At 41.4% G+C, this 14,897-nt stretch carries 11 protein-coding genes; 7 read left to right on the top strand and 4 right to left on the bottom strand.

From position 1 onward, the window contains the following. The 5 genes from M0R33_RS18995 to M0R33_RS18975 all read left to right on the top strand — a co-directional run bounded on the left by M0R33_RS18995 (window position 1) and on the right by M0R33_RS18975 (window position 6,318). Complete coding sequence (locus M0R33_RS18995; protein WP_292573018.1) at window positions 1–1,005, top strand: hypothetical protein; 1,005 nt, start codon at window positions 1–3, stop codon at window positions 1,003–1,005. 38 nt (window positions 1,006–1,043) lie between these two features. Then, complete coding sequence (locus tag M0R33_RS18990) at window positions 1,044–2,105, top strand: hypothetical protein (protein ID WP_292573016.1); 1,062 nt, start codon at window positions 1,044–1,046, stop codon at window positions 2,103–2,105. Between the two features lie 84 nt (window positions 2,106–2,189). Next, window positions 2,190–3,458 carry a hypothetical protein gene (locus M0R33_RS18985; protein ID WP_292573014.1) on the top strand — a complete coding sequence of 423 codons (1,269 nt, stop codon included), beginning with the start codon at window positions 2,190–2,192 and terminating at the stop codon, window positions 3,456–3,458. A 93-nt stretch (window positions 3,459–3,551) separates the two neighbouring features. Beyond that, the gene (locus M0R33_RS18980; RefSeq protein ID WP_292573012.1) at window positions 3,552–4,889 is read left to right on the top strand and encodes a hypothetical protein; all 1,338 of its coding nucleotides are present in this window, start codon (window positions 3,552–3,554) and stop codon (window positions 4,887–4,889) included. 73 nt (window positions 4,890–4,962) lie between these two features. Beyond that, window positions 4,963–6,318, top strand: coding sequence for a hypothetical protein (locus M0R33_RS18975; protein ID WP_292573010.1), 1,356 nt, complete (start codon window positions 4,963–4,965; stop codon window positions 6,316–6,318). Between the two features lie 134 nt (window positions 6,319–6,452). Here M0R33_RS18975 and M0R33_RS18970 read toward each other — a convergent pair whose 3' ends face one another. Further along, window positions 6,453–6,980 (bottom strand): hypothetical protein, encoded by a 528-nt coding sequence (locus M0R33_RS18970; RefSeq protein ID WP_292573008.1) that lies wholly within the window; start codon window positions 6,978–6,980, stop codon window positions 6,453–6,455. Window positions 6,981–7,045: 65 nt separating this feature from the next. Beyond that, window positions 7,046–7,723: a deoxynucleoside kinase gene (locus tag M0R33_RS18965; RefSeq protein ID WP_292573005.1), complete on the bottom strand. Its 678-nt coding sequence runs from the start codon at window positions 7,721–7,723 to the stop codon at window positions 7,046–7,048. Between the two features lie 575 nt (window positions 7,724–8,298). Here M0R33_RS18965 and M0R33_RS18960 point away from each other — a divergent pair. After that, entirely contained in the window at window positions 8,299–8,835 is a 537-nt protein-coding gene (locus M0R33_RS18960; protein ID WP_292573003.1) for a hypothetical protein, read from the top strand. 188 nt (window positions 8,836–9,023) lie between these two features. Here the strand turns inward: M0R33_RS18960 and M0R33_RS18955 are convergent, their stop codons facing one another. Continuing rightward, window positions 9,024–11,162 (bottom strand): hypothetical protein, encoded by a 2,139-nt coding sequence (locus tag M0R33_RS18955; protein ID WP_292573000.1) that lies wholly within the window; start codon window positions 11,160–11,162, stop codon window positions 9,024–9,026. A 100-nt stretch (window positions 11,163–11,262) separates the two neighbouring features. Here M0R33_RS18955 and M0R33_RS18950 point away from each other — a divergent pair, with 100 nt between their 5' ends. Continuing rightward, complete coding sequence (locus M0R33_RS18950; RefSeq protein ID WP_292572998.1) at window positions 11,263–12,327, top strand: hypothetical protein; 1,065 nt, start codon at window positions 11,263–11,265, stop codon at window positions 12,325–12,327. A 271-nt stretch (window positions 12,328–12,598) separates the two neighbouring features. On the opposite strand, the gene M0R33_RS18945 is transcribed toward M0R33_RS18950, so the two are convergent. Beyond that, window positions 12,599–14,854: a hypothetical protein gene (locus M0R33_RS18945; protein WP_292572995.1), complete on the bottom strand. Its 2,256-nt coding sequence runs from the start codon at window positions 14,852–14,854 to the stop codon at window positions 12,599–12,601. Window positions 14,855–14,897: the final 43 nt, after the last annotated feature.

Raw genomic sequence — 14,897 nt, 5'->3', positions numbered from 1 at the left:
ATGAATGACCTTGCTATTATCGACCCATTATGTTCCGCGCTATTGAGTGAAGATTACGGCTTAGCGCGGGTATTTCAATTGCGCCTACTTTCGCGCGATTTCAATGCGCGAGTTTCGGAATTCCTACGAATACATGTTGGCGAAATTGTCGGCAAAATTCTCACAATATACAAACAGGATGTGTGTCCGGAAATCGCCCACGAGCAACGGTGCTGGACAGACTCGCCGAAGGCTCGACCGCAACGCGGGGACTTATTTTCGGAGCCAGAGTTGCCGCAATTGGATTACTGCCACATTGCGGAAGAAACAATTCGAAATGCCACATTTCCATCACCATCGAATCTCGCAGAAGCGCTTTATCGCGCCGGCTTACCAATCAAACATCTTATTCGCACTATTTACCGCGCATTTTATCTTCAAACTTGCACAATCAATGTGGGCGAATTTACATGCCCGACATTAATCAAATCAAGGCAACAATGCGCGAATGTAGGCGAAAAACTCTTTAAACAATTAATCACACAGAATCGATTTAATATCGACTTATCGGTTGATGACGAAAAACTGGACGATGAAATTGCAATTATTCGGTGTTATTGTCTCGAATCCGGACTTATTCCTGAATCGATTCAGCGTGATTTGCAGAGATTTTTGCCCATATTCACACGGATACATCGCGCGGAATTGCGGCAATTGCGAAAGATGTTAATCAAGAATCAGCGCGAAATTGCCTGCAGTCCCGCAACCATTCATTTAATCGCATGGACATTCATGTATGAGGCGTTTGCTGATACATACAATGAAAATACTATTAATGCGTTGTGTGTTTTCTGCGACTACAACCCGAATATTTTCGAGTTATTCGCGAAGCAAATGGTCTGGCAGCACTATAAGAAGCGCGGCTTATTGCGGTTTTTATCGGACGTGGAAAAACGCATTTACGAAAATCCGCAAAAAATGCTGCCGAGCCCAATGGATAAACCAATAACGTGGAATTCAACATAAGTTCTTTTTTTGAATAGAACAATTGTGTAAATCAAAGAATGTGTGAATACGCGGCAATTATTGACCCGTTGTGTTCTACAATACTAAGAGAAAAATATGGTTTATCGCGGGTATTCCAATTGCGCCAACTTTCGCGCGAATTCAACGCGCGAGTTTCGGAATTTTTGCAAACGCATGTAGGTGAAATTGTCGGCAAAATACTCGCAATAAGTGAGCAACAAATCATCCCTGAAATCGTTAATGAACAGTTCACACTCTTACTCGATGAATTCAAAGGGAGTGCGTCGCAGCCATCTTTGCACTACATATTAGATCTGGATTATCGGCATATTGCTGATGAGGCAGTTCGGCAAATCCTCGACGGCTCCGCCGGAACTTTTCCTTCGCCATCGAATCTCGCGGAAACATTCTATTATGCGGGTTTACCAATCATACATATTATTCGCGCCGTAAACAATGCATTTTACTTTCAGCTTTGGATTCAGACTGATGAACCGGATATAAATCCATCTTCCCGCGAATACTTCTGTTCGAGGCTAAATCCGGTGGAAACCAAACAAAGGCGAATAAAAACTGGTAAAAAACTCTTTCAACAATTAATCGCGCAGAACCGATTCAATATTGATTTATCGGCAGATGACGAAGTATTGGATGAGGAAATAGCAAATATTCGGGATGGATGTCTTACATGGGAAACTGGCGAAAATCCGTCAAATCGTGACCCCTATGGTGGCATTCCGTATCCAATTCTGCAAAACTGGCAGAAATTTCTGCCCATAATCACAAGATTACATCGCGCAGATGTGAGACGACTTCATACTCGAATTATCAAACATCCTCGCTTATATTCACGTGATTCTGAGATTCACTTAGATGCGTGGAGATTCATGAGCCAAGTTCTCGAGATGTGTAACTACGATGCCGCTGAGAGTCTTTGCGTCTTTTGCGATTACAATCCGAATGTATTCTTTCTATTTGCGAAAAATCTGTATCGGGACAAATGGAAAACATGCGGTTTGTTGCGATTCTTAGCCTTCACCGAGAATCTCATCAAAGAAAATCCACAAAAAATGAAGCCGAGTCCCGTTGATGAGTGGTGATCGTGCGATATATCGCGCACATAAATTCGCCATTTTTTTGATTACGTGAATTATCAAAAAATAATCAATCATCATTCTCTCGCAATGGCAGACTTTGGTAGCTCCCGCGAAGCGGTCGAGGCTTCGCCGAGCTGGCAGTGTATTTTTGATATGCTTGATGCGCGCTCACTTGCGCGCTGCGTGCAAACATGCACTACATTTCGCGATTATGCACGGGAAATATTCGAGAGAAAAGCCACGCGCGCATTTTACGATTTGTCATCATTTATGACAAGCCAACATTACGATCAGCAAACAATGGAATATATTTCCTTTGATGATTTAATTTCACAATTTGGCGAGTGGTGTCCCGAGCGTTACGCAGAAGTTATGATGTCATACGAACAAATATCCGAACATAAAAACGAATCATTAATCGCGCATATCTGGCTTTTTCATCAAAAACAAGGACATCTATTATTAGCTGCGATAAATCAATCGAGGGGTACACGCATACTTTTGCGCATCATGCTCGACTTAATTCGCAAATTACGAGAAATAAATATTGATTGTATACCGCAAGATAAGAAAAATGAATTTCTTACTCTTAATGCGGCAGTCTTCATTGCAGATTACCTTACAGAACAAAATGCGAATCTTGTGTTAATTTGGCTTGAAAATCTCCCCGATAATAATATGCTTACCGTATTCAGCCCGTCAATAAATGCGGCATTAATCAGCAAGAACGCAATACTTCTCAAAAAGATTATATTAGCAGTCGCATCTTCGTCACGATGCAAACAAAATTTTTCGCTTCCGAATGAAATGCGCGTAGCAAGAGCGGTGTGTCAAAATGCGCTCACGCTTCAAAAATGCAGAGAATTTATTTCGCTCGAGTCAATATTGAACTTTTTCTGCGAGACCATTGGCGCGAATAAATGCGAAAAGATAAAAATTCTTTTCGCGGCGGATGATTCGCTACTTAGCTCCACCGGAGGTGTCGAGGCTTCGCCGAGCTTGAGCGAATATGCCATTTATTGCGCATTACAAATGTGGGATACGGTTTTCGCGGATTGGTTAGTAGGAAACATTCCATCTCTTCGCGATTTTCACAGTCGCCATCTAAAAGACGTCACGCAACGATTTTACCGATTGATGCCGAAGGATCGAACTATGCGCGCTGGTTGGATTTGGATTTTCCGAAATGCAAAATTTAGCGATGAAAAAAGCGCACTTCATGAAGCAATGAGTATCCAGTACTTAAATACCGAAATTGGATTTATAAACGGATTTATTCTATTCGCATGCGAACATAATTTATTCGCATATCCAGAATTTACACAATATATCCGCAATAGATGCCAGTATTATTAATAAACTGCGATTCATTGCCCAGTGACGCTTTGTCCGCGGGCGGACGAGAGAATTTCATTTTTTTGAATCGCAGTTTATTAACAAAATAATACAATGAATATTTTCGATAATTCACCGGAATATTTTTCAAGTTGGCAGTGTATTCTTAAAGTACTCGATGCGCGCTCATTGGCGCTCTGCGCCCGCACGTGCACAACTTTTCGCGATTATGCGAAGGGGGTATTCGAAAAAAAGCGCAATATCGCATATGGTACAACTTTAAGCTTTTTAATCTTCGAGTTTTGCGATAGGTGTAAACAACCGCCAGATAATGACCTTTATAATAATTCGGAAGATTGGCAAATTCGCGCGCGTATCGTGGGAAGGTATTTTGGTGAATGGTGCCCAGAACGCTCTGCGGAACTTATGATCGCATATTTAGAGGAAAGGGGATTAAAATCCGCCGACACAGAAACAAAAGAGAGCGAAATTTTATACATGAACTCGATAATTGGAGATATTATATTCATCGCGATATTCGAATCGCGAGGAATGTCGGAATTATTGCGCTATACACGCGATTCTATCTGCGAAATGTGCAAGACACTCGATTATAAATCAGATGAACAATGTCGCGAGATGACAAATAATTTCGCGAAATACGCGACGGATCGTATCACCGCGCAAAATGAGCATCTTGTTTTGCCATGGATTGAACATCTCCCCGGTTATTCGTTAGATTTGTTCAATTTCGCGGCAAATACAGCAAGAAAAAATGAAGCTCTTCTTGAGCGCGTTATGGATACGATCGTTAAATCCACATTAGATCTGCGTAATTACGTATTTCCACACATTCATGAATCAAGTCAACGACGTATGGCGCGCATTATAAGTCAAAGTGTTGAAGCAATTAAAAAATACGGGCAATTTGTCTCACCTGATTGCTTGCAAGATGCAGCGCGTATTATTATCGCGGTAAATGGCGATACTGATAAACTGATGGCACTTGAAGAATGCTGTCATTTTCGCGACGACTCCGTGATTTATTATGCGCTTGCCGCTGGGAGATTTAGTCTTGCTGCTTGGATGCTTATGCACATCCGGATACTTTATAATTTCCACAACTGGTCAATGGATCATATCGTGAATCGGTATTATTCCCTCGTAAATGCGACAAAGGAAGGCTGGCATTGGATATTGCAGACAGTATATTGGAATACTTTAGAAAACAATCATATTACTTTGCAAAACGCGAAATTTCTATTGTGCAACTACAGAAGTATCGGCTACATGGATGAAATCATTCTTTTCATTGAAAAACACGATTTATTCGCAAATGCGAAATTCTTGAAGACAGTATCTAAAGAAATTGGCAATATCCGCAATATCAGTCCAAATGCGGCGGAGTTGCTCGAGTGCACTATTCGCGAAAAGAACGCACCGGTGCATTAATTACAATTTGCACTCTCCCCTTTCCGGCGTTGAGTCTCTTTTTTTGAATTGTATCATTTTATAAAATATAGTGATGGATATCAGTAGTAATCCTAATGAAACACTCGTTACAGCATCAAGTTGGCAATGCGTACTTGAATCGCTGGGAACGCGCTCTCTTTCGCGAATCGCAAAAACATGTAAACCATTTCGCAATTATGCGCGCGAAATATTCGAAAGAAAAAACGCAGCCGCATATAATAAGTTGCTTTCTGATATGTTGTCTTGTGATTTCTTTGATAGTGATACTCGTCGCGACATTCCATATGCCGCAGCGCGACAATTTGGCAAATGGTGCCCCGAGCGCTGTGTTGAATTCGTAATAGAATGCGTATCGTCGCCAGCTTTACGCGGACGGCGATATGAACGGCTTGCATTTTCATTACTAAATATAAGTGTTGTGGGCATTATTGTATCTGCGGCAAATTCATCCAGGGGATTCGATTACGCACTGCGCTTAGTAAATGGGTTTATCTTTAATGCGCGAATACAATCTCTTGGTGATGATCAATATGATTTCTGTGGAAATTTTTCACCAGCAGAAACTGGCGCGATGCTTATATCGCGACACATTACGGAGCAAAACGCGTGTATCATTTTGCCATGGTTAGCCACGCTCGCGCAGAGTGAACATGGCGCAACAATCGCAGTGTTCGACGAAATTATCGCAAACGCAATCGAACAAGAAAATGAAATTCTCCTTGATACGATTATTGCGTTTATTTCAAAATTACAACTTGGCGAAGCTTCGCCCGCTATGCGGGCACTCTCTCCCCGAAATAAGGAAGACCAAGAAAATCCATTTACATCTTCACTGCTTAAATGTAGTAATATGAAATTCATCGAAAAATATGAAAAATTTATTCCGAAAGCGGAATTTCCGACGATGGTTCGCGATATTGCCTGGGAATGTGATGCAACTCAGCTGGCGAACTTTTGCCATCGGCACCCTTCATTCCGATATATGGAATCTGTACTATTCAACGCGATACTCGATGGAAAATTCGAAACGGCGGATAGAATGATTATAGAGTTTGACCAATTAAGCACTTTCCATCATGATAGCGTTCGAGAAAAAATGCCAATGTATCATGCACTTACTAAGTGCAATCCGCCAAAAGAATACATAAACTGGATATTGCAAAAAGCCGAATTTAGCGATGAAAGACATCTTTTGGATGATGCGTCATGGGTCGTTTTTAACTGTTTTGACGAAGATTTTACAATCGAAGCAATTGCTTTCATAAAAAAACACAATTTATTCTCGAATCCAGCATTGGTGCGGCAAATTCAGTGGCATACGAATAATATTCGGCTAAACTATCTGCCGAAAATCGCGCAAATGTTGGACAGAGCGATTGCGGAGAATCGCGGCGGAATTCCTATTTAAACAATGGTGAATAATATATGCCAAGCACTTGATTAGTTGACGCACGCATGTCCGCCCGTCTACTAATCTTGTTGCTTGGTCACTTTTTTGTGGCGATTTTCAAAATCGCCACAAAAAATAATGCGACTTCACTGCTAATTTCCTGGGCAAATTTTGCAGCAATGCGTCATTCGCGCAACAAACGCGCGAATTCGCGCAAAACGCGCTTTTGGCGGCGGAGCCACATCTAATTGTTGCGCGGACGATGCACTTGCCGCGCTTGCCGCGCCAGTTTCACTTTGCGATTTGCCGTTTCCCTCGATTATCTCTTGACATTCATTGTGCGTTTTAATATTAATCTTGCAATCGTTAACTCGTTGAAGGCTGATGATAATATAATTCCTAAAATAGAGCACGAAGTAATCATCGCCGATGAAAATTTTTCTTGCTTTTTTTGGGTTGTCATCATTCGGGCTCGTATCAATAACGCCGCTATGAATGCCATATTCTCTCGGAAATGGCATTTGCCGCCTAAAACTTGCATCCGTAAAAAGTTTAGTTTCAATTTCCAAATCATCATATACAATTTCTATAAATCGCTCAAAATATGGCGTTGTTTCGAAACTGGCATCTTCCGCATATACAAAGTCAGTATATTTAAAACGATGAACCTCTCTTGGCATCTTGACTTTTCTTTATTAATCGGAATTCAATTTTTTAGTCACAAAAAAAGATAGTCATCTCGCGATTAAAATGTAATTGGCAATTTGCGAACAATATCAGCGGATTTAATCGCGTCAATAACAGTTGAAAGTGGCAAATAATCTGCATTCCAATCGATTCTCACGACAGGAATACGCGTACGGATATCCTTAATCCAGCTTTCATATCCATCGCGCAGCGAGCGCAAATAATCGAGTGAAACATCCTTCTCACACTCTCTGCCGCGTTTCTGCATTCGCGCAAACGCAGTTTCCGGCGTTACATCCAAATAAAGAATGATATCCGGGCGATGCAGAAACTGGCACATATTAGAGAATAGCGAAGAATAAGTTGCAAAATCCAAATCGGAGATATTTCCGCTATCGTGAAGCATTGAAGCGAAAATAGGGTCTTCGTAAATAGAGCGGTCTTGCACAGATGATTCGCCGCTCCACACGATTGATTGATGTTGCCTGAAGCGCTCGTTCAAAAGATAGACCTGCATAGGAAAACCGAACTTTGCCATATCTTTGTAAAATAATGGCAGATAGACATTTTCTTTCACCGGCTCATAAATCGGCGTAAAATGTAGCGCCGCAGACAACTGCTGAACGAGCGATGTTTTGCCGCTTGCGATTAAGCCGGAAACAGCCAAGAACAGCCGGCGATCGCGATAAATCTCGGCATAATCACCGCGTGGCACATTCACCGAGATTGTCGCCATTTTCGCGCTTATATAAATTCGGGGGTAATTCTTTCAGAATGCGAATTGCGCAACAAAAAAACAATCAATCGACGCGCGTAGCGCGCGAGCCTTCGGCAAGCATAATTCGCGCAATACACGCGTTACTGGAAGATAAACTCACTGCCTGGACGAGTGAATTACGTACGGATGCTCAACGACCTCGGGATTCAGCGCTGCGGCAATTTCGTCACTTGGTCCGCAGCCGAAATCATGGATATGATGCGCTGCTATTGCCTCGGTCTCCGGGTCAACGCCAGATGAAACTCCAGACGGCTGATGCCCTAAAATCGGCGCATCGTGGATAATATGTACGGGGATTGTCTCGTGGTGCTGCGCCATAACGCAAAAACGCTCGCTATAAACACGCTAAAGGCTCTCCTTTTCGTAAAAGCTCCACCGGAGGTGTCGATGCTTCGCCAAGCCCTCAATTCAACACTACCTTTCTAATAAAGATTAACGATTTTCAAAAAAATAATTCAGATGGAATCACCACTGGTCCGTCTTTTTTTTGAAATAACGAACAACGAGAAATACAATCGCTTTCTAAAATCAATATGGAGCCAAAAATCACAACGCGCGTTTTATCGCTTAAAATGCCGCCTTCGTGGCAATATGTCGTATACCATTTTCGCAGCAATTTTGACGAAAAGCCGAGTGATATGCCAATGGAGACGTTCGTAAATTCCGAACTTCCTGAATTTGGCGGCGCTGTGGAGTGTTTCGTCCATTCGCACTTTCAAAGTGCTGACGGCGTTCATATCGAGCCGCAATATGAGCAAAATGGAACATTCCGCAAAATTGTAAACGCGCTCGCATCGCGCGGAGAATTTCGATGCGATAGGCAGACTATCTGCTTGAAATTTCCACGCCAGACGAGTATTGCAAATTCTATTCGTGGCATTGGACGAAGTGGCATAAATACACAATTGGCAAATATTTCCATTATCACAATAAAAGAATTTGATGAAATATCGGTTCTTATTTTGAATGATGAGGATACAATGCGTGGATGCATCTCATCTCATGTTGAAACATGCTGCGAATATCGTTTGAATAATGTCTCGCCGAAAACAGTATGGTGCCAAGTTTAGAACGGAAGTGGAAACTCCCGATGTGCGCTTCGGTTTTACCTCTGGGGCAAGAAGATTTCGTCCATTTATTTTTTGTATGTTTTCACCAGTAAATCCCGCTCAATCGACGAATAATTTTGTACATTTTTGCGCAGATGGTTTATAAACCATCTGCGCAAAAAAATAATCAGCGCCGATAATAGCGGCAATTAATTAATCACGAGCTTAAATGCTAGTCTCTCAAGGAATAATAGGATTCGATCCGTGATTGATTTGTGGCGAAGTATATTGTCCATTAGTGCCCGAATTTCTTCATTTTGTGCAAACACGCGCATACAGGCACAATCTGGCAAAATTGTCACAAAGGAATGAAGTAACATAAATGTATCTGGCGAATTCGTGACAATTGCAGTGGTGAATGCGGTGATAATTTCATAATCGAAGAGAAACGCCAATTTGATGTAATGCCTATCTTCCCATGAATTCGCGGGCGGACAATAATTGCGTCGCGCGTCTGCGATTTGCTCATGCGCAAGATTGCAAAAATCACAACGATTCATGGAAACATAATGCATAAATCTTTGGATTAATGGATCCGCAAGCATAAGTTTACATGCATAATCTACTTCTTTATCTATAGCATTACGCTCGCTTGGCGCTATTCTACCGTTACCCGAAAAGAACGGCTTAATGACACATCGTTTCGCGTAATCTAAATATTCGTCGCGATTTTTCGTCTTATCCACTCGATTTCTGGCATCAATGCATAGATGACATACATCGGAATAGTATCCACCATCTTTTGGTAATCCAATAGCGGAGAATTGCTCCAATATGAATCGACGCTGATCAATGGTGATATGCGAACAAACTGAAAGCATCGCATATTCTCGGGGAAAGACGAGTGATGGCTCTTTTGTTGCCGTTTTGCGCAGAAATTCTATCGCTTTTGGTTTGTGATTAGCGACGGCAAATGCGAAAAACGCTGCATTTGGCGTTTTGAAGACCGGAAATAATGCGCAAACACAGTGTATAATTTTACGCAGCCCACTCGTATGTATATCATCATCAAGCGCGATGCATTTTCCTTCCGCGAGCAAATCTTGTTCGATGCGTTTTCCGTAGCGATCCGGATCGTCATCGCGCATCAGTAATCCACAGCGATCGTCGATAATCCGAAGTAATTCAGCTGTGGTATTGTCCATTTCGTAAACGACGGCAAAGTGATTACCATCTCCAAATTCCTCCATGTTTTTCGATACCCAATCCAATGCAGCGAGGAATGGAATATCCTCATTTAGAATCGCGATTTCATACAACGCGGTGAATAATTGTGGGTGCTGAATAAAATACCCAACATCGAATGCGGAGTCGGGATCGACATACCTATTTATGAGCAAACTGCGGACTACATCATCATCTTGCGGAAGACCATGATCTATACTCCAGTTGTTGACCCGATTCCAAAATCCCCACATTTCGTAAAGAAGGTGCGTATTTCTCGCATGAATAATCGTCTTGAGAATGACGCGTTGATATTGACGCCAAATTATATCACACGCATCATTACTGCCTGAATGCAGTAAACAATGATTCATTTTTTCGAAACTTATTATCTCACTGAATGTTGCGATATTTCCATTTTGAATATGATTACGCAACGTGCTAATACTTTGAAGACAGTGCAATAAGTCAACATTCGCAGGATCACGATACTGAGTTGTTCGCGATTTTCCCATTTCGTATTCGCGCAAAACGCTGGTCAAAATATCGAAATAACATTCGCGCACTCGGATGCCAGCGTTAAGAATGTCCAATATAATTCTGCAAATAGTGTAGCATTTTTTCTTTGTTATTTTTGGATCACCCTTCAGTGTTGCAGCAAATTCGGCGCGATGGAATGCAATCGCAATACCGCAGCATTCAGCGGCGCATTCTGCTGAAAGTCCGCCTTTCGTGTGTAAATTGCAAAATAAACGGACTATTTTCGCAGTTTGGCAATATTTGCAAATGAAAGCTGCAATCGACGAAATATGATTAGTATCAGATCCGACCATTTCGACATAATCGTGAAATACGCCATTGCGCACTGGATGTGAAATGATTGCCCGTACGATCGCACCGATTAATGGCGTACTTACGCGGTTTGCAAATAAAATCTCTTCCCTGCCAGCCTCCCACGTATAGCGTGCCCAAACAATCGAATCCGTGAAAATATGAATTTGCTTACGCATTCTTGCGCAAATTTCGCGCCATTCGCGACAAACGCCGCTCAGAATCGCAATCGGCACACTTTTCGCGGCAAATGCGAGAATCCGCATTTTGACTGTTTCATCCAGCGTTTCCATTACGCACAACAATCGCACTCTTATTGTTTGGACGCATCACAATTCAAAAAAAGAAATGATACTATTCTTTTGAATCTGGACGAACGCCAAAATAGAGCCGATGGATACTTTCCCACAAAATTCATTTTTGATTCGCTATATTCTGCAATTCGCAGACCCATTGACATTATTTCGCTGCCAGCGCGTTTCACACGCGTTTTTAGCAGCGGCAAATGAAACAATCATTTCAAGGAGTGGATTAATGTTTATTTGCAAACTCTTTCGAGAAGCAGACGCTGCGGATGAATGCGAATATCGCGCGACACTGAAAGATTTCGACAATAATTCTCATAAATTCGCTGCGAGTCGCGCGGTTGCTGAATTCGGAAATATGAAACTCATTCGCCAACTAAAACACAGAATGTCATTCTTTAGCGCAATGTGGAATTGTATCTTTCTGCATGCTTGCGAGATTGGTAATTTTGAAGTCATGAAGGGCACGAGAAAATATGGCGCGAAAGTAAATGATGAGATAGGACTTAAATTGGCATTGATTAATTCTAATACTCGTATCATTGATTATCTTATAAAGAAAAATGTTCACGATAAAGATTTTCGCTTCGGTCATATTGTTTATAAAGCAGTGAAGCGCGGGTGTAAATGCGGCGATACTATTTTACAATTCCTTCAAGCATTTTCAAAGAAATATGACTATACATCGCCTAACATCAGTATTGCCGATGCATTTCGGATTGGCAATATTAAATTAATCGATTATCTGTATAAACGTTCTTGTGGATTCACTGATGATCATATTGTTTTAGCATTAGCGGTAATATCCGGCTCCGATGAGCTTATCCAATACGTATTATCGCGTATACGAAGTATACCCCAAGAAAAACGCGACCAGTTTTTTACTGATAATATCCATTATTTCCATAGTGAAAGCAAAGACCTAACGAAACTTGCGCATCTTTTCGATTTGGTCGATGAAATGGTTCATCTTGATTGGTTCAATATAATTACGACATATGCTAGTTCTGGGGATAAAGACGCACTGGTATTTATAGTCGAGAAATGTCGTGGAATATATGAGATTCCATGGGAGCAACTTTTGATGGATAGCTTCATCAGCCCAGAAACTAAGCAATTCATCAGAGAGCGCTTTATTGGCAATGCGGCATGAAAAAACAATCGATAAGAAAAACTATTATCGATTATCTTTTTTGTTCGAATGATGAAATGCACTTATTGCGGCAAATATTTTCTAACAGTGCCTTAATTTCGCAAACGCAGCCTAGAATCGCAATCGGCACACTTTTTGCTGCAATCGCGAGAATCCGCGTTTTAACTGTTTCATCCAGTATTTCCATTACGCGCGAATATTGAACTCTTATTGTTTGGACGCATCACAATTCAAAAAAAGAATCGCTGCTTTTTTCTCAATTCGCAATTTCTCATAGGATTTTCTTTAGCAAATATGAAGTAAATCTTTCAGTCCAGGATTGCTTATAACGGCGAATATTCTCCAAGATTGCTTTAATTTCATCACCCTGAGCGATTGTGTATATATCTTTGTATCTATCTGATGGAAATATCCCAAAGGAATAGAATAATAAAAACACATCCGGCGCGTTTGCGACAATGGCAGTGCTAAGTGCTATTGCAAGCTCGTAATCAAAGAGGAATATTGATTTGATATAATGAGTTTCTTCCCATGAATTTGCAGACGGGCAATAATCGCGGCGTTTCAGCGCGAATTGCTCGAGCGCGAATTCGCATAAATCCGCGCGATTCAACATTGCACATTGTCGCAGAAAATGAATCAATGAATCGCCGATATTAATACGTACCATCGCTTTTTTTAGGTCCGTCATTGCGGCACGCGCTCCGTTCATTAAAGTCATCCCCGGATTCATAATCATCGGAGCCACAAACCCAAATGCATATTCGATGAGTTTTCCAGAAATCGTTTTTCTGGGCACTAAATATTGCCACATGTGTTCATGCGGGAGCGCAAATACAGAGCCATGAAAATAATCATCCTCATCTATTTCCCATATCGCAGGAAAATATTCTAACACTGCTCTGCGCACATTCGCCGAAATATGCGGATATATTTCCGCTTTTGCGTAATCCATATTGAAAGAGACAGTTTCATCTACTTGATTGTTATTAACTAAACTGCGCGTAAATTCCAGGACAACTTTTTTGTTTTGCGCGATAGCAAATATGAGCATCATTTCCACTGGCACGTTTGATATCGGAAATAATATGCAGGGTATCAGTGATTTTTCTATAATTTCGCCATCTGCGGATATTCGCGAGATAAATGGATTATCGACTAATAGAATATGTGTACCTTCTTCAATTTTACCACACAGCGGTGAATAATCAGTCAACACCAATGCGCAGCGATTATCAAGGATGCGAATCATTTCCGCCGCATACTCATCAATATAAATGTTCAGTGTAAGGACACTATCGCACTTGACGGCATTTTTTGATACCCAATCTAATGCCTCGAGAAATGGAATATCTTCGCTTAGTGTCGCTATTTCGCATAATCCCTTAAATACATCATATCGCTGTATGAATGAAGCACTGGACGGAAATATATTATGGAGAAAACTATCTTCCTCATATAAATGTATTAACTCCTCGTTTCTGAATAAATCATGCACGGCATCATAATCATCGCCAAATGTTTGCCTTGCGGATTGATTACCAAGTTGGTCTTGCGTTTTCCAAATCTCATAAAGAAAACGGCTATTTCTTGCTCGAATGATTGATTTGATGGTGATATGCCGATAGCATTCCCACGCGATGCCAATATCCCCACAACTAATAATCGAATCTTGATAGTTTTCGCCATCAGGTAAAGAGTTCCGAATGCGCTGCGCGAATTGCACCATTTGCGCGACTGATGTAATTTCTTTATCTTGAATTAATCTGTTCAGCATGCCGATATTCATCATATTTTTTCTTCCTCTTGAATCGATGGTGTGCAGAAATTGCCGTATATCGCGCCCATCATCAAAATCGTCGAAAATCGCTGTCAATACATACGACTTTTCAAATATGATTTGTTTTGCTGGTTCGCTGATGATCTCATGTAAACCTGCGCGAAATAAATCAATAATAATGCGGCAGATTTCACTCATCTTTTCACGGCATGCTTCTTTAACGGCAAGTTCATCTTTGGGCATAATGTGTTTATCGCTCTTTTTTGCGACGAATTGTAAATCCGCACGGTGATTTATAATCGCCATATCGCAACATTTCGCTGCAATTTCGGCAGCCAGTCCGCCTTTCTCGCGCAAATTGCAAAATAGGTGTACTAATTTACCAACGCGGCAATATTTGCAAAGAAAAGCCGCGAGCGGCAGAATATTACGATTAGGATTATTTCCGACCATTTCGGCATAATCGCGAAATATGCCAGTACGCGTTGGATGTGAAATGATTGTTTGCGCGATATAGCTCATAAGCGGTGCATTTACGCGTGTGGCGAATAGGACTGCATCACTATTCGCGTCCCACACATATCGCGCCCAAATGCGCGCATCAGCGACTCCAACGCGAAGTTGAGTACGAATAACCCCGCAAATATCGCGCCATTCGCGGCAGACACTGCGCAATATTGATATCGGTATGCTGTTTATAGTGAACGCGAGAATTCGCGTTTTGACTGTTTCATCCAGCGTTTCCATTATGAATTTGCGAAGTTCTCTTTATAAATCAAAAAATGCGACG

This window comes from Methylomonas sp. (assembly GCF_023228165.1).
Taxonomy (GTDB): domain Bacteria; phylum Pseudomonadota; class Gammaproteobacteria; order Methylococcales; family Methylomonadaceae; genus Methylomonas.
The sequence above is the reverse complement of the archived record's forward strand: the minus strand, read 5'-3'. Positions and strand labels throughout refer to the sequence as shown.

Coding starts and splice junctions, on each gene's coding strand:
- M0R33_RS18995 (WP_292573018.1), top strand. CDS start 1: ATGAATGACCTTGCTATTATCGACCCATTATGTTCCGCGCTATTGAGT.
- M0R33_RS18990 (WP_292573016.1), top strand. CDS start 1,044: ATGTGTGAATACGCGGCAATTATTGACCCGTTGTGTTCTACAATACTA.
- M0R33_RS18985 (WP_292573014.1), top strand. CDS start 2,190: ATGGCAGACTTTGGTAGCTCCCGCGAAGCGGTCGAGGCTTCGCCGAGC.
- M0R33_RS18980 (WP_292573012.1), top strand. CDS start 3,552: ATGAATATTTTCGATAATTCACCGGAATATTTTTCAAGTTGGCAGTGT.
- M0R33_RS18975 (WP_292573010.1), top strand. CDS start 4,963: ATGGATATCAGTAGTAATCCTAATGAAACACTCGTTACAGCATCAAGT.
- M0R33_RS18970 (WP_292573008.1), bottom strand. CDS start 6,980: ATGCCAAGAGAGGTTCATCGTTTTAAATATACTGACTTTGTATATGCG.
- M0R33_RS18965 (WP_292573005.1), bottom strand. CDS start 7,723: ATGGCGACAATCTCGGTGAATGTGCCACGCGGTGATTATGCCGAGATT.
- M0R33_RS18960 (WP_292573003.1), top strand. CDS start 8,299: ATGGAGCCAAAAATCACAACGCGCGTTTTATCGCTTAAAATGCCGCCT.
- M0R33_RS18955 (WP_292573000.1), bottom strand. CDS start 11,162: ATGGAAACGCTGGATGAAACAGTCAAAATGCGGATTCTCGCATTTGCC.
- M0R33_RS18950 (WP_292572998.1), top strand. CDS start 11,263: ATGGATACTTTCCCACAAAATTCATTTTTGATTCGCTATATTCTGCAA.
- M0R33_RS18945 (WP_292572995.1), bottom strand. CDS start 14,854: ATGGAAACGCTGGATGAAACAGTCAAAACGCGAATTCTCGCGTTCACT.